The sequence below is a fragment of the Thalassococcus sp. S3 genome (assembly GCF_004216475.1).
Taxonomy (GTDB): domain Bacteria; phylum Pseudomonadota; class Alphaproteobacteria; order Rhodobacterales; family Rhodobacteraceae.
Map to the genome: position 1 here is coordinate 1,081,684 of NZ_CP022303.1, position 21,996 is coordinate 1,103,679.

The 21,996-nt window shown below is 62.2% G+C and carries 12 protein-coding genes and 1 pseudogene; 8 read left to right on the top strand and 5 right to left on the bottom strand.

Annotation, left to right across the window (positions count from 1 at the left end; all coding sequences use genetic code 11):
* Positions 1 to 70 precede the first annotated feature (70 nt).
* Positions 71 to 1,453 carry a bifunctional enoyl-CoA hydratase/phosphate acetyltransferase gene (locus tag CFI11_RS05575; protein WP_130403879.1) on the top strand — a complete coding sequence of 461 codons (1,383 nt, stop codon included), beginning with the start codon at positions 71 to 73 and terminating at the stop codon, positions 1,451 to 1,453.
* On the top strand, positions 1,450 to 2,601 hold the full coding sequence (locus tag CFI11_RS05580; RefSeq protein ID WP_130403881.1) for an acetate/propionate family kinase: 1,152 nt from the start codon (positions 1,450 to 1,452) through the stop codon (positions 2,599 to 2,601). The genes CFI11_RS05575 and CFI11_RS05580 overlap by 4 nt, the downstream gene beginning before the upstream one ends.
* 110 nt (positions 2,602 to 2,711) lie before the next feature.
* On the opposite strand, the gene CFI11_RS05585 is transcribed toward CFI11_RS05580, so the two are convergent.
* The 3 genes from CFI11_RS05585 to CFI11_RS05595 all read right to left on the bottom strand — a co-directional run bounded on the left by CFI11_RS05585 (position 2,712) and on the right by CFI11_RS05595 (position 7,316).
* Entirely contained in the window at positions 2,712 to 3,056 is a 345-nt protein-coding gene (locus CFI11_RS05585) for a hypothetical protein (protein WP_130403883.1), read from the bottom strand.
* Between the two features lie 278 nt (positions 3,057 to 3,334).
* Positions 3,335 to 5,737, bottom strand: a complete 2,403-nt coding sequence (locus tag CFI11_RS05590) for a YbcC family protein (protein ID WP_130403885.1) — start codon at positions 5,735 to 5,737, stop codon at positions 3,335 to 3,337.
* A 1-nt stretch (position 5,738) separates the two neighbouring features.
* Complete coding sequence (locus CFI11_RS05595; RefSeq protein WP_130403887.1) at positions 5,739 to 7,316, bottom strand: proton-conducting transporter membrane subunit; 1,578 nt, start codon at positions 7,314 to 7,316, stop codon at positions 5,739 to 5,741.
* Between the two features lie 107 nt (positions 7,317 to 7,423).
* Between CFI11_RS05595 and CFI11_RS05600 the strand changes: the two genes are divergently transcribed.
* A complete protein-coding gene (locus CFI11_RS05600; RefSeq protein WP_130403889.1) occupies positions 7,424 to 8,311 on the top strand; it encodes a LysR family transcriptional regulator in 888 nt (295 codons plus the stop codon).
* Here CFI11_RS05600 and CFI11_RS05605 read toward each other — a convergent pair.
* Complete coding sequence (locus CFI11_RS05605; RefSeq protein WP_130403891.1) at positions 8,293 to 11,715, bottom strand: indolepyruvate ferredoxin oxidoreductase family protein; 3,423 nt, start codon at positions 11,713 to 11,715, stop codon at positions 8,293 to 8,295. The two genes, CFI11_RS05600 and CFI11_RS05605, sit on opposite strands and share 19 nt — an antisense overlap.
* Before the next feature lie 135 nt (positions 11,716 to 11,850).
* Here CFI11_RS05605 and CFI11_RS05610 point away from each other — a divergent pair, with 135 nt between their 5' ends.
* The 5 genes and pseudogenes from CFI11_RS05610 (at position 11,851) to CFI11_RS05625 (ending at position 21,520) form a co-directional block, all read left to right on the top strand.
* Positions 11,851 to 12,309: an Lrp/AsnC family transcriptional regulator gene (locus tag CFI11_RS05610; protein ID WP_130403893.1), complete on the top strand. Its 459-nt coding sequence runs from the start codon at positions 11,851 to 11,853 to the stop codon at positions 12,307 to 12,309.
* A gap of 456 nt (positions 12,310 to 12,765) precedes the next feature.
* A pseudogene (locus CFI11_RS24910) lies at positions 12,766 to 13,374 on the top strand (FecR domain-containing protein); the annotation flags it as partial.
* A gap of 261 nt (positions 13,375 to 13,635) precedes the next feature.
* A complete protein-coding gene (locus tag CFI11_RS24915; RefSeq protein WP_371687480.1) occupies positions 13,636 to 14,838 on the top strand; it encodes a hypothetical protein in 1,203 nt (400 codons plus the stop codon).
* A 30-nt stretch (positions 14,839 to 14,868) separates the two neighbouring features.
* Positions 14,869 to 19,719 (top strand): PKD domain-containing protein, encoded by a 4,851-nt coding sequence (locus tag CFI11_RS05620; protein ID WP_165390189.1) that lies wholly within the window; start codon positions 14,869 to 14,871, stop codon positions 19,717 to 19,719.
* A 70-nt stretch (positions 19,720 to 19,789) separates the two neighbouring features.
* Positions 19,790 to 21,520 carry an adenylate/guanylate cyclase domain-containing protein gene (locus tag CFI11_RS05625; protein ID WP_130403899.1) on the top strand — a complete coding sequence of 577 codons (1,731 nt, stop codon included), beginning with the start codon at positions 19,790 to 19,792 and terminating at the stop codon, positions 21,518 to 21,520.
* Here CFI11_RS05625 and CFI11_RS05630 read toward each other — a convergent pair.
* Positions 21,517 to 21,903 carry a DUF3307 domain-containing protein gene (locus tag CFI11_RS05630; RefSeq protein WP_130403901.1) on the bottom strand — a complete coding sequence of 129 codons (387 nt, stop codon included), beginning with the start codon at positions 21,901 to 21,903 and terminating at the stop codon, positions 21,517 to 21,519. The two genes, CFI11_RS05625 and CFI11_RS05630, sit on opposite strands and share 4 nt — an antisense overlap.
* Positions 21,904 to 21,996 lie beyond the last annotated feature (93 nt).

Here is a 21,996-nt window from a genome sequence, read left to right on the forward strand (position 1 = left end):
GCAAAGGCCGGCTTGTAATCCCGATGTTGCACTTGCCGGGCACCCTGAGCTTTAGCATGGAGGCCGGGTTATGAAAGACACGTTGAACAACAAAACCTACGACGATCTAGAGGTTGGCATGACCGCGCATCAGACGCGGCTTTGCCGGGCGGATGATCTTTATGTTTTTGCCAATGCGTCGGGAAATCTGAACCCGATGCATCTCCCGAAAGCCGATGGCGACGGAGATGGGGAGCCGGAGGCGCTGGCGCCCGGCATGTGGGTCGCCTCGCTCATCTCGGGCGTTTTGGGGTGCCAGTTGCCCGGCCCGGGAACGCTCTATCACAGTCAGAACCTCAGGTTTGTGAACCGTGCCCACGCGGGCGACGAGCTGACGGCCCATGTCCGGCTGACCGCCAAGGGGGCGGACCGGAAGGTGCGTTTCGACACCTGGGTGGATCGCGCCGATGGGGTGCGCATCCTGGAAGGGGAGGCAGAGGTTTTTGCCCCGGAACGTTCGGTGCAGTTCAGCACCGGCGACTTGCCCGGCCTGACCGTCCGCCGGCACGAGCATTTCGACCGGCTTCTGGAAAAGGCGGCGCCCTTGCCTGCCATCCCGACGGCGGTTGTCGCACCAGAGGAGCCTGACGCGTTGGCCGGGGCGATCCTGGGGGCGGAGCATACGCTGATCACGCCGATCCTGATCGGGGATCCGGCCAAGATTGAAGCGGCCGCGGAAGTCGAACGCATCGACCTTGCCCCGTACCGGATCGTTGCGGAGCCAAGCCACAAGGCCGCGGCTGCCCGCGCCGTTGCGATGGTGCATGAAGGCGAGGCGGCAGCGGTCATGAAAGGGCATCTGCACACGGACGTTCTGCTGGCCCAGATCGTCAAAAGTGACGGTGGTCTGCGCATCGGGCGGCGGTTGAGCCATGTCTTCGTGATGGATGTGCCGGGGCTTGAGCATCTGCTGATGGTCACGGATGCGGCGATCAACATCTCGCCTGATCTGCAAACGAAGGCCGACATCATTCAGAACGCGATCGATCTGGCCCTCTCACTTGGGATCGAGGAGCCGAAGGTCGGTGTTCTTTCCGCGGTCGAGGTGGTCAATCCGGCCATCCCGTCCACGCTGGATGCTGCGATCTTGTCCAAGATGGCCGAGCGTGGACAGATCACCGGCGGGCTGGTCGACGGCCCACTGGCGATGGACAATGCCATCGATCTTGGGGCCGCACAGACCAAGGGCATCCGGTCGCTTGTCGCCGGGCGCGCGGAAATCCTGGTCGCGCCCAACATGGAAGCGGGCAACATGCTGGCCAAGGAGTTGACGTTCCTGGCCCATGCAGAGGCGGGCGGCGTAGTGATGGGCGCGAAATGCCCGATCATCCTGAACAGCCGGGCAGATGATGAGCAAGCGCGCCTTGCCTCCTGCGCCGTGGCGGCTTTGAACGCCTGGGCCCGAACTGGATGAGTGCGATCCTGACGCTGAACGCGGGCAGTTCGTCGCTTAAGTTTTCAGTGTATCGGGCGGGTGAAGACCCTCAACTGGTCGGGCAAGGCCAGGTCGAAAACCTGGGAGACGCGGCGCGGCTCTTGCGCGACGGCGCTGATCCCGTCGAGATCGGTGCGGCGGATCATGCGATTGCCCTTGGCGCTATTTTCGAGGCCGCGCGCCCCTGGCTGGGGGAGGGGCCACCGGTTGGCGTGGGTCATCGGATTGTCCATGGCGGGGTGGACTTTGCCGGACCGGAGCGCCTGAGCGATGACGTCATGACGCTTCTGAGGGCGTTGGAGCCGCTGGCGCCGTTGCATCAGCCCCATAACCTTGCCGCCGTTGACGCCGCGCGCCAGGCCTTTCCCGATGCGGTGCAGATCGGCTGCTTTGACACCGCGTTTCACAACGGTCACCCCTTCGTCAACGACATCTTCGCGCTGCCGCGCCGCTTCTATGAAGAGGGCGTGCGTCGCTACGGGTTTCATGGCCTCAGCTATGATTTCATCACCGGACAATTGACGCGGGATTGGCCGGAGCTTGCCGAGGGACGGGTCGTAATCGCGCATCTGGGCAACGGCGCGTCCATGTGTGCCGTGCGCAACGGCCAAAGTGTCGGCTCCACGATGGGTTTTTCTGCGCTGGACGGGCTGCCAATGGGCACGCGGTGCGGGCAGCTTGATCCGGGCGTTCTGCTCTATCTGATGGACCAGGGCATGACATCGAAGGAGATCGCCCGCCTGCTGTATCAGGAAAGCGGGCTCAAAGGCCTGTCAGGGATGACCCACGACATGCGGACGCTTCTGGCGAGTGGTGCGCCCGAGGCTGGGCAGGCGATTGATTACTATGTCTTTCGGATCCGGCGGGAACTGGGCGCGATGGCCGCGGTTCTGGGCGGGCTGGACGCCTTTGTCTTTACCGGGGGCATCGGGGAAAACGCGGCTGAAATACGCGCCCGTGTGTTGGACGGTATGGATTTCCTGGGGCTGGCCGTCGATGCCGGGGCCAACATATCAGGTGCTGCGCGGATCAGCAGCGGCCCAGTGCCGGTCCTTGTAATCCCGACCGACGAAGAACGTGTGATCGCGCGGGCTGTCAGTGAATGGCAGCGGCAGCATGCGATGTAAAAGGCAACGCGCGGAGGGGGACAATCCTGGGACCGTTCTGTCCCCCTCCGACGGCAACAGCCAGAACCGGCGCGACGCTCAATGGGATGCATATGCGCCGGGAGTGGTGGCTATTGCAAACTCATCGTCATGCCCTGAGACGTTCGAAACTGGTTCGCGCTGAGCCTCTCCAGATAGCCGCATCGCGGCTGGTTGCCCCGAACACCGCTGATACAAAGCTGGCCATCTGCGAAATACCATTCTCCGTCACGGTTCATCCGGTTCGAACGGACGGCAACTGTCCCGTCGGCTGAATACATCATGGTGAACGTCATACCGCGCAGTTGCGCCGTCAAAGGTTTGTCGAGGATGTGCTGCTGGAACGCAATCTCGTCCACGATCTCGCCTTGCGCGCGCACCGGATGCGTCATCCAAAGACCAATCAAGATCGCAATGCTCAAAAACATGATCCGCATGGGGCGTACCCTCTGTGTTCGTCGTGATCGTGTAACGAGCACGCGGACTGCTTCCGTCGCGGAAATCTCTCTTTTGAAAATCGCTGTTTGAAGGGGGATGTCGCTGAAGGCTCTTGTGACCCAAAGGGCTTCTAGCGTCAGTGTATCGGGGCTCACATTACGTGTCCCCGACGATCCGGGCCAAAGCTTTGCGGCCAAACCTGTCGTGGTTCGTTAAAGGCCGAGCATAGGCGGCCCGCGCCGTCGTCATCGGGCGGACCGCTTGGCTTTGGGCGAGGTTATTCGGCCGCGATCGCGTCCATTTTGGCGGCCTCTGACGTGGTCCGTGTCCACGTCAGATCGCCGGTGTAGCGCCAGGCCATGCGGCCATCGTCGTCCATGGCGAAAAGGCTGAGCCAGCCATTGTCGAACAAAGCCCGCACGTCCGCGTGACGCGACAGGATGTCGGTCATCGCTTCGCAAGGGGCTTCGATCACGACAGTCAGGCGCAGCGGATCGTGCACCAAACGCTCGCCATCATGAACCGATTGCAGCGGCAGGCCCGCGCGCAGCGCCCCGCCATTGCCCTCCAGAACGCCGATGCCGCCAGTCACGTTGTGCAAGAGCTTGTTGCCGCCGCCAAACGTATCCGGTGCCACTGACGAGCCGTAATATTGCAGGCTGATCCAGCTTGCCACCACAACGGGCGCGGTCATGATCAACTCCAGCACGCCAAAGCCCTCATCCGCGCGCCAGTCGTAGCTATGCAGGAAACTGCGCCCGCCGAGGTCCAGTTCGGATGTCCGGCCGCGCGGTGCTGCGACAAAGGCGCTGCATCCCGCCAGGCCCCATTCCGCCCGCAATTCGGCCCAGTCGGTGCTGCGGCGGGCGATGTCTGCCTCTCCCGCGGCGCGGGGCAGGCGCAGGGCACGCTCGGCCCGTGCCAGACGCCCGGCATCGCGCAGCCAGCGCCGCAGCAGGATCAGATCCTGCGCATGATCCGCCGACGGGCAATCATCCTCGTAAAGCGTGACGTCGTCCGTCGTTGTGTGATGCAGCGCGGGAACGAACAGCGTGTCGCTTGGGATGGCGATGCCACGATCCGACAGGCCCGCGCGAATGTCAGGGTCGTTCAGCAGGCCGGTCAGCAGACGCGCGTTGACTTCGCCCGAAAAGCCACCACAGGCGCCGCATTGCAAGGCGCTGGCATGGGCGTTGTTGACCACATCCGCACCATGGCCCGCCAGCATCACGATCCGCGCGAAATTGTCGGTGAGAGACATCGCCTTGAGGATCGTTTCCGCCGTCTGCAACCGCGTCTCGGTGTCAAGGTTGGGGTCGAATTGCGGCGCGGGATCAGCCTTGCCCTTTTTGCCGATGCCCATGGCATCCCGCAGCAGCTTACCGGCATAGATGGGGCCCGTCGCCTCGACAAAGGCAAACGACGATACTGCGGCAAGCTTGAAACGGCCCCAGGCCCGTGCCGCCCGCGCGGCGTAGCGTTTGGCCAGATCATCTTCCTCGGGTTCGTTCACGCTGCTCATCATGCCCGCAGGCAGCAGGACGGGGCCGCGTCCTTCGACCACGTCCGACGCACTTGCCTTGTGGGCGACCGGCAGGCCGAAAAACCCGGCGAAACCGATGGTGTCGATCCCCGGATCGAGGCTTTCAAGGGCGCGGCGGAACACTTCGGACCTGACATCGATGCAGAAGGCGGCCTGAATGGCCGGTCTGTTAGTCCGTTCAGGCTGCTTTGCAAGGGTTTCGAACCGGTCCGCGAGCAACCGCTGCGCTGCGCCTTCGGCAGCGCTTTGCAAAAGGCTGTCGAGGATGTCGTCCTGGGATGGAACAAGCGGTTCGACATGCGCCGAAAGCACTTCGGTCCACCGCTCCTCGATCTGGTCCTGATACTGGATGAAAAGGGCTTCTTCCCAGATCAGGCGAATTGCCAGCAGATCGGTCACCGTCGTCACCGTGTCCCCGGCAAGCTCCGCCTGCCAAAGCTGATAGCGGGCGTATTGCGACCAGCCGCCGAGATCCATCAGAAGCCGATGGAACGCGGTATCGGCGGCATCGGGCAAGATCCCCAGGCGCTCGGCGGCAGCGCCAAGGGCCCGCCAGGCATTCCGGGAGGTGCGATCGACATGGGCGGCAAATTTGTTGAGCCCCAATATCTCGGGCGTCAGATCCCGGGTCGCAAAGGCGCGCCAGGCCGCGAATGCGCCGCCACGCCGCTGAATGTGCCACAGGGCCTGACCGGCATCAAAATAGCTCGCCGCCCAGACACCGATCCGTTCGTCGATGATGCCGGGCCAGTCAATGCCCGAGACCTCGGCTGCCAGGTCGGCGATTGTCGGCAAAGCCTCGGCCTGCGCGCGCGGGGTATTCGCTTGCTCCTTGAGCATAGCGATATCGACATCGATATCCGCGCCTCCGCAGGCTGCACGCAGGTCGTCATCGGTGAGGGTGCCGTCAGCGATCCGTTGAGCAAAGTGCGCCCGATCCGGGGTGACAGGTGTCCCGCTGACCCGCGCCAGGCGTGCAGCCGTCTGCGGAAGCGTCTCGTGAACCTGGCCCAGATAGGGGTTCACAGCCACGCTGGAGGACAGCGGAAAGAGCGGCGGGATCTGGCGCGCGGCGGCATCGGCCTTTGCGACAAGCTCCAGAAGAGCGGCGGAATAGACGTGGTGTTGGTTGCTCATATCAGCCTCCGGTCGAAACGCGCTGGGATGTTGGGGATGCGGGGCGGGACCATCCGCCCAGCACGCGGTCAAAGATCGCATTGGCGTAAAGACCGTTGTTCAGATGCACCCGCAGACCGGCCGCAGCCGGATGTCCGGCCCAAAGCGGGAAGGTGGCCTGCGCGATGGCAACCGCGCCAAAGCTGATCAGTGCAAGCACGATGAGAGCCCATTCCAAAGGTCCGGGTCCCGGTGTCGCGGGCAGGGTGCCTGCGGTCAGGGCTTCGGCTCCGGCTTGCAACACGAAATAGCTGATCGATGCGGCAAGCGCATAGATCGCTGTGCGTTGGGTCAACACCCGTGGTGCCGCATCGGCCAGGCCCTGAGCGATCAGATAGGCCACGCCGAAGATCAGGATGGCACCCAGGGCAACCGCTTGCGGCGACTTCTCGACCAGGCCGAAGGCAAATCCGACCACGGCATAGATTGCGAGCGCGGCAAGAAAGGCGCGCGCGACGGCGCCGGCGCTGGGCACCGCGACCGGACCCGGTTTGCGAACTGACGTCACCACATCCACTGCTGTCGCGGAGGCAAGGAAGGCATGCGCCTTATAAAGCGAATGCGCGACGATATGGAGCAGCGCGAGCGGGAAGAGCGCCAGACCACATTGCAGAACCATAAAGCCCATCTGGGCGATGGTGGACCAGGCAAGCGACGTCTTGACCGATGGCTGTGTGAGCATCACCAGACCGCCAAAGAGCGCCGTAAAACCGCCGAGCATAACAAGCAACGCCATGATGCCGGGGGCGGTCAGCATGACGTCGGCAAAGCGGATGAGGAGGAACCCGCCCGCATTGACCACCCCTGCATGCAGCAGCGCGGAGACGGGGGTCGGCGCCTCCATCACCTCGGTCAGCCATCCATGGCTGGGAAATTGCGCCGATTGCAGCACGGCAGAGAGCGCGATCAGGCCTGCCGCCCCGTAAAAGAGGGGGCTCGTTTCCGCAATTGTGAGGATCGTGGCGATATCGGTCGTCCCGGCTGCGATATAAAGAAGAACAGCAGCACCGATCAGCGACAGGTCAGCAACACGCGAGGTTACGGCCTTTTTGCGCGCGGCGCGCTGGGCGGTCACCCGGTTTGGATAATGCAGAAGCAGACGATGCAAACCGAGGCCCGTCGCGATCCAGGCAAGCGCCAGCTGCGCCACGTTCCCGGATTGAACCAGCAGAAGGACAGCGGCCAGCGTTGCACAGAGCCATCCGGTGAACGCACCTTGCCGTTCCTCTCCGTCCATTGCCGTAGCACTGTAGCGCAGCACCACCCACCCGATGAAGGACACGAGCATCAGCATGATGACACTGACCGCGTCAAGGCGCGCCGAGAGGCCAATTCCCTCGATGCCGATCAGGGGTGATGTGACGGGGCCCTGGAAGATCAGCGCCAAGGCGGATGCGGCCGACACCACAAAGGCCAGCACCGCGGCCGCTTCGGCAAGTTTTGGATAGGCGCCGGGTCTCTGTCCCGGGGACTTCAACGCCCAACAGGCGGCCAGCGCCAGGAAAATAGGCGCCAGAAGTGGCAGAAAACTGAATGTCATGATCATATGCCCCTCGCATGCATCTGTCGTGAGGCATGAAGTAGGTGTGTGGTGTTGACATGAAAAATACATTGTTCACGCGGTAACGTTCTATTATTATGAACGATATGGCGGAGCTGAATTATCACCACCTGCGGTACTTTTGGGCGGTCGCGCATGATGGCAACCTGACCCGCACGGCCGAGCGTTTGAACCTGTCGCAATCGGCCCTATCCACGCAGATCAAGACGTTGGAAGACCGCCTTGGCCATGCGCTTTTTGAACGGCGCGGACGACAGTTGCACCTGACCGAGGCCGGGCGCATCGCGCTGGATCATGCCGATGCGATCTTTGCCACGGGTCAGGAGCTGCTGGGGACCCTGCGGCAGACCGGACGGACCCGAAAGGCGTTGCGCGTCGGTGCGGAGGCAACGCTGTCGCGTAACTTTCAGCTCGCGTTTCTAAGACCCGTTCTGGGTCAGCCGGATGTCGAGGTGATCTTGCGGTCCGGAGGGCCGGGGGAATTGCTGCGGGCGCTTGAAGCGCACAACCTCGATGTTGTCCTGACCAATCGGGCGCCGGCGCGCGACGCGGTCACGCCTTTCGTGGCACATCGCGTAGCCGAACAGCCCGTTGGTCTGGTTGGTACGCCAAGACGCATGAATGCCAAAGCGCCCTTGACGGATTTGCTGCATGACCAGCCCGTCATCCTGCCGACACCGGACAGTGCGGTGCGGACGGCCTTTGATGCCTTGACCTCCCGAATGGGATTGCGCCCGCAAATCGCCGCCGAGGTGGACGATATGGCGATGATGCGTCTTTTGGCGCGCGAAGACATCGGCCTCGCCCTTGTGCCGCCCATCGTCGTCCGCGACGAGCTGGCTTCGGGCCGCCTGCTTGAGGCGACAGACCACCCGGATATCTCTGAGGTTTTCTATGCCATCACGCTTGAACGGCGTTTTCCCAACCCTTTGATCCAGACCCTTCTGAAAGCGGATCAAAGCGCGGAGAGATGACCGCGCGCCGCATCGCGCGCTGTTTCCACCGCTTCCTCGCGCACCGGGCCATAGCCCCGGATCTCGTTCGGCAGGGCGAGCAGTGCCGCGCATGTCTCTTTGGTGTCGGGGCGGTAAGACGTTGCCACCCGGTCCAGGATGTCTTCGTACCATGCCAGCGTGTCGCGGTGCATGCGGGCCTCGCCATGCCAGCGTAGGGGGTCTGCGAGTGTTCCCCGCAGCCGTCGCATGCGCGCCATGAGCCGAAGGACCGGGGTCAGCCAGGGCCCGAAGGCCCGTTTCTGCGGGCGTCCCCGCGCATCCTTTTTCCAGGAGAGGAGGGGCGGGGCCAAATGGTATTTCAGTTTGAATTCACCGCTGAATGCGTCGGCGAGATGTTCCTGAAAGCCGGTTTCGGTGTGCAGTCGCGCGACCTCGTATTCATCCTTGTAAGCCATCAGCTTGAAAAGGCCCTTCGCGGCGTCGATCAAAAGGGTTTCGTCGACATCGGACGGCAATGCGGCCTTCAGGCTTTCAATGCGCGATTGGTAGCGTTCCGCATATGCCGGATCCTGATAGTCAGTCAGAAACGCCGCCCGGTGGGCGACGATGTCATCCAGCGTCGCGGGAATGTCCTGCGTTGGGGAAAGCAGCGCGCGGACCGCTTCGGGACGCTCAGCCATCACGCGCCCCAGATCGAACGCCGCGTGGTTCATGTCGATAGCGGTGCCGTTCAGGACGATGGCCTGACGCAACGCGGTGTCGCTGACCGGGACCAGGCCCTTTTGCCATGCAAAGCCAAGCATCATGACATTGGCGAAGACCGCGTCGCCCAGCAACTGCTCGGCCAGGTCATTAGCGTTTATCCCGCTGACATGGCTCTCACCCACGGCGTCGCGGATGGCCGCCTCGCGCGTATCAATGCGCAAGTCCGCGTCGCGTCTGAGGACGACATCCCCGGTTGGCATCTCTGCGCGGTTCAAAACGACCTGCGTGCCCCGCCGATAATGAGCCGATGCTTTCGGAGCGGACGAGACCACGATGTCACAGCCGATCACCGCATCCGCCGCGCCCGGATCAATACGCACCTGATGCAGGTCGCTTGGTTGCGCCGAGAGGCGAATGTAGCTCAGCACGGTCCCGAACTTCTGCGCAAAACCGGTGAAATCGAGCACGCTGGACCCTTTGCCCTCAAGATGTGCTGCCATCGTGATGAGCGCGCCAACGGTCACCACACCCGTGCCGCCGACCCCGGTGACCAGAAGGTCGAACGGTGTCGCAAGGTTGACCGGTTCGGGAGGGCGCAGGCCGTCGGTTAGCTTGGACATGTCGATCTTGATGCCTTGGCTCTTTTTCCGCGTCGCACCTTCGACAGTGACAAAGCTGGGGCAGAACCCGCCCATGCATGAGAAATCCTTGTTGCAACTCGATTGATTGATCTGCCGTTTTCGGCCCAGCGGTGTGTCCTTGGGCTCCACGCTCAGGCAGTTGGACGCGACCGAGCAATCGCCGCAGCCTTCACAGACCAGATCGTTGATAAGAACAAAGCGCTTGGGATCTTCCATCGTGCCGCGCTTTCGGCGTCGACGCTTCTCTGTTGCGCAGGTCTGCTCGTATATGAGGACGGTCACGCCCGGAATGTCCCGCAAGTCCCGCTGCACGCGGTCAAGATCGGCCCGGTCATCGAATGTGGTGCCGGCGGGAAACTCCTTTTGGTCGAACTTGGCGATGTCGTCGGAGACAAGTGCGATCCGGTCCACACCTTCGGCCCGGCATGTCTGGGCGATGCCGTGAACGCTGACGGGGCCATCAACAGGCTGTCCGCCGGTCATCGCAACGGCATCGTTGTAAAGGATCTTGTAGGTGATGTTGGTTCCGGCGGCGACGGCCTGCCGGATCGCGAGTGAGCCGGAATGATACCATGTCCCCTCGCCGAGGTTTTGGAAGATATGCTTGTCGCCGTTGAATTTGGAGGCCGCGACCCAAGGAACGCCTTCGCCGCCCATCTGCGCATAACCTGCGGTCTCACGGTCCATCCAAGACGCCATGACATGACAGCCGATGCCGGAATTGGCCTGGCTGCCATCCGGCACTTTGGTCGATGTGTTGTGCGGGCAGCCCGAGCAAAAATAGGGCGTTCGTGTCGCCCCTTCGACGTTGAGAAGCCGGGGCGGCTGATCGGTGATTGCGCGGGCCTTCTCCGGCAGGTTCTCGTCCGGGAAGAACCGGTGCAGACGATCCGCGACAATCGGCAACAGCAGGCGCGGGCTCAACTCTCCGGTCCAGGGGATCAAGGGGTTTCCCTGGCTGTCATATTTGCCCACCATCTTTTCGGGCTTGTCGCCTGGCCAGTCGTAGAAGTATTCCTTGAACTGGCTTTCGATGATGCCGCGCTTTTCTTCGACCACCAGCACTTCGCGCTTGCCCCGGACGAAACGAAGCGCGTCGCGGCGGGCCAGCGGCCAGACCATACCGACCTTGTAGATGTCGATGCCCAGAGATCGGCATCTGGCCTCATCAAGGCCAAGAAGCCGCAACGCCTCCAGAAGGTCCGCATGACCTTTTCCCGTCGTGACAAACCCGAACACCGCATCCTGGATGCCGTAAAGCGCGCGGTCCAACGGGTTGGCTTCGACAAAGGCGCGGACGGCTTCGAGCTTGGCACCCATGCGGGTTTCGATTTCAGGACTGGGCAGGTCCGCGTTGCGCACGTGGAGCCCGCCGGGAGGGGCGGCGAAATCGGGCGTTGCGAATGTCCGGTCCGGGCGCAGCAGCACGGAGCGGCCGGATTCAACCGTTTCCGAAATGGCCTTCAAACCGACCCAGGTGCCGGAGAACCGGGAAAGCGCGATGCCGTATTCCCCGTATTCGAGATATTCGTCCACCGTTGCGGGGTTCAGCGTCGGCATGAACCACGCCATGAATGCAACATCTGACTGGTGCGGCATTGATGACGACACACAGCCGTGATCATCACCGGCGACGACAAGCACGCCGCCCTTGGGCGCGCTGCCATAGGCATTGCCGTGTTTCAACGCGTCGCCCGACCGGTCGACCCCGGGGCCCTTGCCGTACCACATGGAAAAAACGCCATCCACGGTACAATGGGGATCAAGGCTGGCCTGCTGGGCGCCCAAAACCGCCGTTGCGCCCAGATCCTCGTTCACTGCCGGCATGAACGTGATCTTGTCGGTGTTGAGACGCTCGCGAGACCGCCAGAGCTCAAGGTCGAGCCCGCCCAGGGGAGATCCGCGATAGCCCGAGACGAACCCGGCTGTCTGCAATCCGTTCATCCGATCGCGACGGGCCTGGTCCATCATGATCCGAACCAGAGCCTGTGTGCCGGTCAGAAAGACACGTCCCTCGGTTAGCGCATACCGGTCTTCAAGGGCATATGTCGCGAAGGTCGCCTCGTGACGCGTCATCTTATTCCTCCCCAATGTTTGGGGGTATTTTTGCCGGGTTGACGTGAAAATGGCTTCCAAGATGCCTATATCGAGAGGGGAAGACTGGATATTCGTTCCACTTTTTGATGCGTATTCGAAAGGAATTACCATCTTATGGAGATCGACGGCAGGGATCTGAAGATCCTCGCTCTGCTTCAGGACGATTGCCGCATACCGAATGCCGAGCTTGCGCAACGCGTCGGTATGTCAGCTTCGGCCTGTTGGCGCAGGGTCCGCGCGCTCGAAGAGGCGGGGGTGATCGAGAAGTATTCCGCGCAGATCAGTCCGGCGGGCATCGGGTTCGACTTCCATGCCATCGTTCATGTGCATCTCACGCGGCATGATCCGGATCGTCTGGGGGAGTTTATTCGGGCGGTTGAGAATTGCCCGGACGTTCAGGAATGCTATGCGACGACGGGGCAGGCTGATTATCACCTCAAGGTTATGTGCCGCGATCTTGAGGCCTATAATCATTTCCTCGAAAAGTTCCTTTTCCGGCTGCCTGCTGTTGCCAGCGCGCAAACCAATCTGGTGTTGCGGACCATCAAGAACGATCCGTCCTTGGCGCGTTGAATGGTCGTTTTCGCCTTGTAAACAATTTCTTGGTCAGCTTCCGCCTGTTTCCATTTTATCTCAAATTCCCCAAAAAATTTGCCATTTGGTAAAAACGGTCTTGCTCCCAAAGCTGTTCGTCTGGAAACTGCGTCAATTGGGTGCGCCCTTGTCAGGGTCGTAAAAAGGTGTGTGTTTTTGGGGATTTTGGTTGCCTTGGGAAGGCTGCGACTGAAGTGTCGTACCCTTTTATCGGTAAGCGCTATCGCGGCTTACCTGCCGGCAACGCCTGCAATACCGCAAATTGATCTGCTCAATGCGCCGCTTGAGATCGTGCGATTTGGGGAAACAGACACCCTGCGCGATATCGTGGCCGAGCATCTGAGTGATCCGGATCTTTGGCCGAACGTGCTGGCATTGAATGGCATAGCCTCCCCCGCCGATCTGGTGCCCGGGGTCGAGCTGAAAATGCCCGTTATGCAGGTTCGCGCCGCGGACAACGCGCTGCTTGCATCGCTAAAGGCCATCCAACTGGCCACGGCGGAAGGGGCACGCATCTTTGCGCCCATTGAAATCGGGTCGGCCATCGAAAATCGCGATACGGCGGTCCTGAGGCGGGAAGTCGGGGAATGGGCCCAGGTGGTCGATTTCGCGGGGACAGCGACGGATTACGCCAATGAAGCCCTCGACATCTCGATCGCACAGCGCGACCGGTCGGCCGAAGCGGTGGTGTCGGACGTGCACGGATCGGTTGAGGGGCGCGCACCGGCGGAGCCGCGTTGGTCAGGGCGCGAACTGGATGACGTTCTGGTCGAGTTCGAGCGTCTGAGAACGCTGTCTGACAGCACCACGCAGATCACGTTCCGTGATCTCAGCCGCCTGCGTCTGAACCCGAACTCCAACGCCACGATCCAACGCATGCGGTCGGACCCGCTGACCGGGGGCGAGGTGACGAAAGTCAGCCTGGTTAACGGTGATTTCTATGCCCTGCTGAACCAGTTGTCCGACAAAACCTCGTTTGAGATCGAGGTGCCGGGGGTGGAGACGACCACCAACTCGGCGGATTTCTGGATCAAGAATGACCGCAGCGGCGCGCGTTTCGTTAACTATGATGAACCGGAACTTGAGATTGTGCGGGGCGGTGACCGCATTCGCCTTGGTGAAAACGAAGGTGTGGTGCTCACCGGCGCGCGTGCCGAACGCGCGGAGGTGTTGAATGCACCGCGACTCAGCGGTCCCGTGCTGGGCGATATCCTCTATTCGGGTGACGTGCCGCTGAATTGGGACGATTTTGACGGCGCGGAGGCCTATTGGTTGGAGGTCGCGGTGGATCCCGGCTTTAACCACATGCAGGTGTCGGAATGGGGCATTTCGGACAGCGCCTTTTTGACCACTGCCTTGCCGCCTGCGCGGTATTTCTGGCGGGTGGCTGCCCTGGATCGTCTTGGATTGCCGGGACAATGGAGCAAGCCGCGCGACTTTACCGTGCGCGTGGATACGACGCCTCCGTTCCTGACCTTGCTGTCTCCGGCATCGGGGGCGATGTCCAGCGCGCCCACGATCGAAATTCTGGGTGCCACCGAAAGCGATGCCATCCTTCTTTTGAACGGAGAGGCGCTTGCCGTGGATCGGGATGGCAGCTTTGTGACCCGTCTTGCGCTGGCGCCGGGGACAAATGTGATCGAGCTTTTGGCGACGGATGCTGCGGGCAATCAAACAACACGTCGCCATGAGGTGATCTATCGTCCTAGTGCGGCCGTTGAAATCACTCTTGCGGATACGATCCCGCGGATGATGGATGCGTTGGCCACGCGGTCTGCCGACCTGTCGGTCTTTGCCCAGACCAATGCTCAACCCGGGTCAGATGTCGTCGTGCGTGGCGCCGACGAAATGGTGGTGGTGCGCACAGAGGTCCAAAACGATGGCACGCTGACCTTTACCGTCCCGGTCCTGGAAACACCCACATCCTACCGCATTGAAGTGCTGTCGCCGGACGGTACGGTCGAGGGCAAGGCCGAGTTTCGGGCATTGCGCGATCAGGTCGCGCCCGAGATCACCTTCGATCTGCCGCCCCCAAGGGCGACCGGCGAGCCGGTGCTGGAACTGACGGGGCAGGTGCCCGAAGCAGTAACGCTTTCTCTTGCGGATCGCCCTATCGGATTGTCCGACGGTCGGTTTGAAGCGGTTGTTGATCTGGCGCCCGGTGTCAACGCATTCGACCTTGTGGCCACGGATGCGGTTGGAAATGTCAGCGTTGCGCGGCTTCGGACCGTCTACGATATCGACCCGCCGGACATTCTGAGGGTGGATCTGGGGCGCCCGTCCGGCCGGTTCGGTCCGATTGAGATCGAAGTCGAAGCCCGTGATGCCAGCGGCATCCTGCAGGCTGCACCCTATCTCATCGAAGTCGGGGGCGCCGAGCGCGAAGGGTTTCTGAGATGTGACGCTACAACTGGTCTTTGCCGGGCCAGCCTGCCCGCGGAGCCGGGCGATCTGCGCCTTATTGAGGTCAGCATTGAAGATTATGCGGGGAACGTGGCGTTCGAATAGACGCGCCCACCCGGCGCAATGGAGTTTGGCATGGCGACAAGATCGACATTTGCGTTTCTGGTAAGCATCGCGCTGGCGGGATTGCCGCTTCAGGCGGTGGCCCAGTCCAACGCTCCGACCGAGGGGCTTCTTGTCGTCTACGGCTCCGCCGCGCCCAGCCGCGAAGGCGACGTCGACAGGCGCGAGCAGATCTTCTTTAGCGTGCCCGCCGAGATGTCGGAGCGTCTGTTCGTCCGGATTTTTGACCCCGAAGTGTCCGGCAGTTCGGATTTCACCTATGGCGGCACGGGCAACGCCAACACGACATTCCGCCTTTTTGGCGGTGAGGGAGCCTTTTCGCAGGCAGACCGACCCAGCCAGGTCGAAGACGGCGCACGGGCGCCACGCGTGAACCGCGATCCTGTCACCGGACCCGGAGAGATGCTTCGCGAAGAGGTCTATACCAATGATCGGGCGACAGATGGCAGGTGGGTCACCCTGTCAACGCTACGGGCACGCCAGGGCGAAATCATAGATGGTCGCGCCTATTTCCGGATCGACGTGCAGGGGACGGGTGGTGACGATGGAAACGGCTTTTCCGTCGGCGTCAGTCTGGCCCGCGACCGGGATCGCCCGCCCGAAGGTCTTGCGATGTTTGCCTACCAGCCCACGATCCGGTGGCTGAAAGATCGCCCGCCGACACGGGTGCGCTTTGACGGCTCAGTCGGCGGGCCATTCACGGTGCAGAGTTTCGATGCCGCCAACGGAACGCTTTCGGTGGTTACCGATTTCGCCGATCTGCCCGTCCGCGCATCTGGTCAGGACTTCTGGAGCATCGATACGGTCGAGACATCGGAAACCAATCTCGCGCTGAGCCTGTCGGGTGGATTTGAGACGCCGAACGACGTGACAGTCTCGGTCTTCGATGGCAGTGGCGCGCCTGTTCCCTTGTCGATGCCACCTGCCAAGGCGCCCGATCCCGCACGCCCGACCGCCCTCGCGACAGGCCGTCCGCTGGCCGATTGCCGTGCGGTGGCATTTGACGCCAGTGGATCCACGGGGCGGGCGCCGCTGTCCTACCTTTGGGATTTCGGGGATGGGAAAAGCGCGACAATTCCGGTCATCGCTCATCGTTATGATGAGCCGGGCCGCTACGTCGCCGAATTGCAGGTCACGGAGGCGGGGACAAGACCTGGACGCGGCCAGGCCGTGTCCGTGCCGGTTCACGTGCGCTCCGCCCCGGTGTCGGTCCCGGGTGATCGGATCGTGGTTGCGCCGGGCGACGCGGTGATCTTCGACGGCACCGGGTCCGTTGCGTCGGACAGCCCGATCACCCGTTATCTCTGGACCTTCGGGGACGGTAACAGTGCCGAAGGGCCCACGGCAGAGACCCGCTATGACCAGCCCGGCTCTTATCGCGCGGTTCTGAGGGTGGAGGATGACAGCGATCATCCTTGCAATTTCGGTGTGGAAACACGTGAAGTCGTGGTCAATTCCCAACCCGTCGCCGAAGCGGGGACCGATCAGATTACCGTCGTTGGCCAGCCGGTTATCCTTGCCGGCGGTGCGAGCTATGATGTGGACGGCAGCATTGCCGACTACCGTTGGGATATGGGGGACGGCACCGCGCTTCAGGGCGACAGCGTGACCCATGCTTTCACTGCGCCCGGCACATACGAAGTCCGCTTGACCGTGCGGGACGACAGCGGCGTCAGCAATGACCTGGCCGATGATACCATGCTCGTCGTGGTCAATGCGCCGCCTGAACCGGTCATTGGGCTGCCCTCGCGACCCGTCTCGGTCTCCGAAGCCACGCAACTTGATGCGAGTGCTTCGAGCGACGCCGATGGCGAGATCCTGACCTATATGTGGGATTTCGGCGATGGGGCCACCGGAGAGGGAGAGACGGTCAGCTATGCCTGGACGCGTCCGGGTCTCTTCGATGTCACGCTCACGGTGACTGATGACAGCGGAACCGCCTCGGCCACGCAACAGACCACTTTGCAAGTCGTCGTGGACGCGGCCCCCGTTTCGGATGCGGGGCCGGATCAGTTCGTAACCGCAAGCGACGTGATATTCGACGGCGGCGGATCGACCGACACCGACGGGCAGATCACCGCCTGGGAGTGGGATTTCGGGGATGGCGCGACTGCATCCGGCAAAACCGTCAGCCATGCCTATGCCCGTCCGGGGATTTATGAGGTCGCGCTTTTGGTTCGCGATGACAGCGGCGCCCCTCTCAACCAGGACCGGGACACGATGCAGGTGACGGTGAATTCCGTTCCAATCGCCGATGCCGGGCCGCCACAGACCGTGGCACCGGGTGAGACATTCGTTGTGAATGGCCGTGCCTCCGTCGACCCCGATGGCGCCATTGCCGAATATGTCTGGGATTTTCCGGATGGCAGCACCGCGCGCGGGCAACGGGCCTCCTTCACGTTAAACGAGCCGGGCCTGCACCGGATCGGTTTGACCGTTTATGATGACTTTCGCGGTGGCGCTGCCAGCGATCAATCCGAAGTTCTTGTCACCGTGAACGCGCCGCCTGTGGCCGTCGCGGGGGCGGATTTGCTCATCGCGCCGGGTGAAAGTGTGCTTTTTGATGCCGGTCACTCCTTTGATCCGGACGGTGAACTCTCCAGCTATCGTTGGGAATTCGACGATCTGGGCGCCCCTCTGGACAGCGCGGCAGTCGAACGCGCCTACGAGACGCCCGGTGTCTGGTCGGCGCAATTGGTGGTCACGGACGACAGCGGTGTGCTGAACGCCACGGCAACCGACACCAAGACGATCCGGGTGAACCATCCTCCGGTAGCTGAGGCAGGTGCGCCGATCGAAACGGAGGTTCTTTTCGTAACCCTGGATGCGTCGGGGTCGAGCGACGCCGATGGCGACGCCTTGATCTATCGCTGGGATTTCGGTGACGGCTCGCCCCCGGCATTCGGGGAGGTCGTTGACCATGCCTATCCACGTTCAGGTGTCTTTCCGGTGACGCTTCGCGTTGATGACGGCACGGGCCTGTCCAATGCCACGGCGATTGATGCCACGACCGTCACCATTAAGGCGCGTCCGGTCGCCGATGCCGGCGGCAATCGCGATGTCTGCTCGGGGGAGCCGATCCTTTTTGACGCCTCCGGAAGCCTCGATCCCGACGGCGGCTTGCTGCTTTACTCCTGGGATTTCGGCGATGGCAGCGGGTCCGACCTGATCAATCCGACCAAGACCTATGAAGAGCCGGGGGTCTATCCCGTCACGCTCAGGATCCAGAACGAGACGGGCACCTCTTGGGGCAGCGATATCGACCGGATCGCCGCACTGGTGCGGGAAGGTCCCCTGGCCAATGCCGGGAAGGACATGACGGTCTGCACCAACCAGCCTGTGCGCTTTGACGGGTCGGGATCGACCGATGCCGACGGCGCCGTCAACGCGTTCTCCTGGACCTTTGGCGACGGCGGAACCGCAAGCGGTGAGCGCCCGGAATACCTTTTCAAGGCGCCGGGCAATTATGCCGTGACCCTCACGATTACCGGGGAGGCCATGGGCGCTTGCAGCCCGCTCGATACCGATGTCGTGAATGTCGAAGTGGTTGCGGCACCCGAATTGCAGATCCGCGGTGCGGAACGGGCAGCAGCGGGCCTGCCTGCGGATTTCAAGGCTCAGTTAAGTGATCTGGGGGGAGCGACGCCGATTGGCTTTGACTGGACGTTCTCGGACGGTGCAACCGCGACGGGCGATGACGTGCGCCATACGTTCGCAGAACCGGGCGAACACTTTATAGCGGTCACGGTGCAACTGGCCGGCGGCAATCCCGGGTGTAGTACGATTGAGGTCAGGCGAAAGGTGATCGTGAACGAGGCGCCTCAGCCGGTCATCGAAGCCCCGGACCGTGTGGCCACCGGCGACGCGATCATATTTGATGCGGCGTCCTCATTCGACGCAGACGGGGCGATCACCGGTTTTGTCTGGGCTTTCGGCGATGGTACAACCGCCCAAGGCATCCGCGCCGCGCATCGCTTTGCAGAGCCGGGCGATCACACCGTCACCCTTTCTGTGACCGACGATGCGGGTGTCGGCAACAGCACGGTGCTGGCCAGCAAGACGGTCATGGTCAATCCCGCGCCCCGCGCAGGGCTGAAAGCACCGCCGCCGGTTTGTCCGGCGGTCGATGTGCCCTGGTCTATCGAGGCATCGGAGGGCACCGCCGTGAGCTGGCTTTTCGAAGAGAGCCGGACGGCGGAAGGCCCCTCGGTCAGCCATCGGTTTGCCCAGTCCGGTCTCTTTCCTGTCCGGGCCACGCTGGATGACGGGACGGGACTGCCCAATGCGCGTCGAAGCGAGGAGGTTTACGTCCGTGTGAACTCGGCCCCGACGGCGCTGGCCGGCCCCGACCGCGTCGTTTGTCCCGGAGATACCGTGACCTTCGATGCCGGGCGATCCGGCGATTTGGACGGACAGATCGTTGAGTGGCTTTGGGAGTTCAGCGATGGCGTCACCCTGAGCGGGGAGCAGGTCGAGCGCGCCTTTGAGCAAAGCGGGCCCATCGATGTGCGCCTGACAGTCCGTGATGACAGTGGATCGGCCTGCAGCATCGGCACCGATACGGCTGCCTTGCTGGTGAATTCCACGCCGCTGGTTGATGCCGGGCCGGATCTGACCGTGCCCGTTGGTGCCGCCCATGATGTTGCCCGCTTCGATGCGGGGGCCGCACGGGATGTGGATGGTCAGGGCCTTCGCCTGAGCTGGGATTTCGGTGACGGTGCCGAAGCATCGGGTGCCGTGGCGCGACACAGTTATAGCACCCCGGGCACTTACACTGTAACGGTCATGGCGCAGGACACGACGGGGCTTGCCTGTGGCGTGGCGACCGACACTGCCACTGTCCAGGCCCTGCCACGGCAATAGTCTGTGCAGGCCCGCGGCGGAGAGGCCGCCGCGGCGCGTAACATAAGGGTGAGAAGCAAGGTTTTGCTCAATGCGGTTTCCTTTGCGTCTGAAATTCTTCCTGTTCGCAACGCTGATCGCTGTTGCGCCCCTTGCCTTGGTCGGCCAGAACCTGACCACGCTGACCCGGGACGAATTGAAATCGGCGGCTAACGAAGACCTCACGACCGTTGCCGCGCAACTGAGAACCGAATTCGATAGCACATTTCAGGGCCGCTGGCTGTCGCCGCTGATGGTGATCCGCAACGGCGTTGACAGCGATGAGCTGGGCGTCCCGCAAAAGGTCTCTCTGCTGACGCTCGGTCTGCAGGAGTTGCCTCATATCGTGGCGTTGCAATTGACCGTTGACGGCTCATCCCTGCCGATCCTGGCGACGGATGAGGCGTTTGCCGACCGTCTGGTCGCGGCGGGGCTGGATCCGGTCGACGCGCTTACCACGTCCAGCCAGTTGATCCGGAGTATCGAAAGCACGGGACAGTACGGGCGTCCCCTGGTGTCCCAATTGCCGGAAACCGGCGATTGGATGGCAACCCTTGCACTTCCGCTCAAAACCCAGATCGCGGGGCGGCAGGTGACCCTTTCGGCCAAGATCGAGCTTTCGTCGCTCTGGCGTCTGGTGGAGACCCACCCGTTTCGTCAGCGCGGCGAGATCACGGTGATCGACCATGCCGGGCGGACGGTTCTGGGTCCAGATATCGATTTGCTGACCGACCGCTCGATTGTGCAATCTGCATTGCCTCTGATCGTCGCAGGTGCGCGTGCGGATGCTCTGGAAAACTACACGCGTCCCGATGGCACGGCGATGCTGGGCGCCTATGCCTTTCCGGATTGGTTCCAATGGGCCGTGGTGACAGAGCTTTCTGAAGACAAAGCCTATGCCGTAGTCAACGCCATCACCCGCCAGATCCTGCTGGTCGGTCTGATCGGCTTTGCGGTGGCCAGCGCTGTCGCTTTGATCTTCGCACGCCAGTTGACGGGGCCAATCCTGAAAATCGGGCAGGTGGCCCAGCGTGTCGGCGACGGCGACTTTGCCGCGCGGGTCGAGAATGTGCGCACAAGAGACGAGATCGGAGATCTCGCCACCCGGATCAACGAGATGATCGCCCATCTGGGGGAACGCTTGGAACTTATGAAATTCGTTTCGCGTGGGACGGTTTCGGCGATCCAGCAAGCAGATGAGGAGGGCATGTCGCGGGGCGGCGAGCGGCGCAGGGTCTCGGTCCTTTTCACCGACATCCGGGGATATACCGAATTCTCGGAACGTGTTCCGCCCGAAGTCGTGATCGAGGCATTGAACCATTACTTCGATGCGCAGACAGATATCGTGGAGCGCCACGGCGGCGATGTGGACAAGTTTATCGGCGACGCACTTGTGGCCGTCTTCGAAGGCGCCGACATGGAACAGCGCGCGGCCTCCTGTGCGGTCGAGATTACCGAAGCCATGATGAAGCTACTCGATGAATTCCCAGACTACGATCTGCATGTGGGCATCGGGGTGGCATCGGGCGAGGTGGTCATGGGCGCCATGGGCGCGCGTGAACGCATGGACTTTACCGTGCTGGGATCAACCGTGAACCGTGCGGCGCGCCTGTGCAGCAAGGCGGATGCCGATCAGGTGCTGGTCGATGCCCCGACACGTGACGCCAGCATTGGCCATTCAGAGATCTATTTTGAGACGCTCGACCCGATCCCTCTCAAAGGCTATGCCGATCCTGTCCCGGCCTTTGCCGCCGTCCGCCCAGCCGTACCGATGTCAGCCTAGGGCCACTCCACCCATGCCCAAACCATGGCAATATAGGTCAGTTGATGAAGCGCCTGGTCAAATCCGGCCGCGCGCCAGAAACCGGCCTGGGCGGGGGTGTAGGCTTTGGCATCCGAATAGCTGGCCTTGCCCCAGTCTATGTGGAAATGCACGATCCACTCCGCCACGATCAGGAAAAGCAGAAGGGGCAGTGAGGTGCCCACGATCACCAGGGCAAGGGCCGACCCGACCGCGTGAACGCCAGCATGCTGCGCCCGCCCCATATGAAAATAGGTGGCACGCCCCGCAAGCATCTTGGGCGTTTGTAGAAAGTAGTCTGCGAACATGTGCTTGAACTGCAATAGGCACAGCAGGATCAGAACTGCTTTGATCGCGTCGGTCACACGCCGTCTCCTTTCCGGTCATCGGCACCTGGCTTTGGCCGTGCCAATGGCTCCGTCTTCTTCACGGCGCACATCCCCGCAACAGATATTCTG

Excerpts from the sequence above, each read along its gene's own strand:
- CFI11_RS05575 (WP_130403879.1), top strand. The coding sequence starts at position 71 with ATGAAAGACACGTTGAACAACAAAACCTACGACGATCTAGAGGTTGGC.
- CFI11_RS05580 (WP_130403881.1), top strand. The coding sequence starts at position 1,450 with ATGAGTGCGATCCTGACGCTGAACGCGGGCAGTTCGTCGCTTAAGTTT.
- CFI11_RS05585 (WP_130403883.1), bottom strand. The coding sequence starts at position 3,056 with ATGCGGATCATGTTTTTGAGCATTGCGATCTTGATTGGTCTTTGGATG.
- CFI11_RS05590 (WP_130403885.1), bottom strand. The coding sequence starts at position 5,737 with ATGAGCAACCAACACCACGTCTATTCCGCCGCTCTTCTGGAGCTTGTC.
- CFI11_RS05595 (WP_130403887.1), bottom strand. The coding sequence starts at position 7,316 with ATGACATTCAGTTTTCTGCCACTTCTGGCGCCTATTTTCCTGGCGCTG.
- CFI11_RS05600 (WP_130403889.1), top strand. The coding sequence starts at position 7,424 with ATGGCGGAGCTGAATTATCACCACCTGCGGTACTTTTGGGCGGTCGCG.
- CFI11_RS05605 (WP_130403891.1), bottom strand. The coding sequence starts at position 11,715 with ATGACGCGTCACGAGGCGACCTTCGCGACATATGCCCTTGAAGACCGG.
- CFI11_RS05610 (WP_130403893.1), top strand. The coding sequence starts at position 11,851 with ATGGAGATCGACGGCAGGGATCTGAAGATCCTCGCTCTGCTTCAGGAC.
- CFI11_RS24915 (WP_371687480.1), top strand. The coding sequence starts at position 13,636 with ATGCAGGTGTCGGAATGGGGCATTTCGGACAGCGCCTTTTTGACCACT.
- CFI11_RS05620 (WP_165390189.1), top strand. The coding sequence starts at position 14,869 with ATGGCGACAAGATCGACATTTGCGTTTCTGGTAAGCATCGCGCTGGCG.
- CFI11_RS05625 (WP_130403899.1), top strand. The coding sequence starts at position 19,790 with ATGCGGTTTCCTTTGCGTCTGAAATTCTTCCTGTTCGCAACGCTGATC.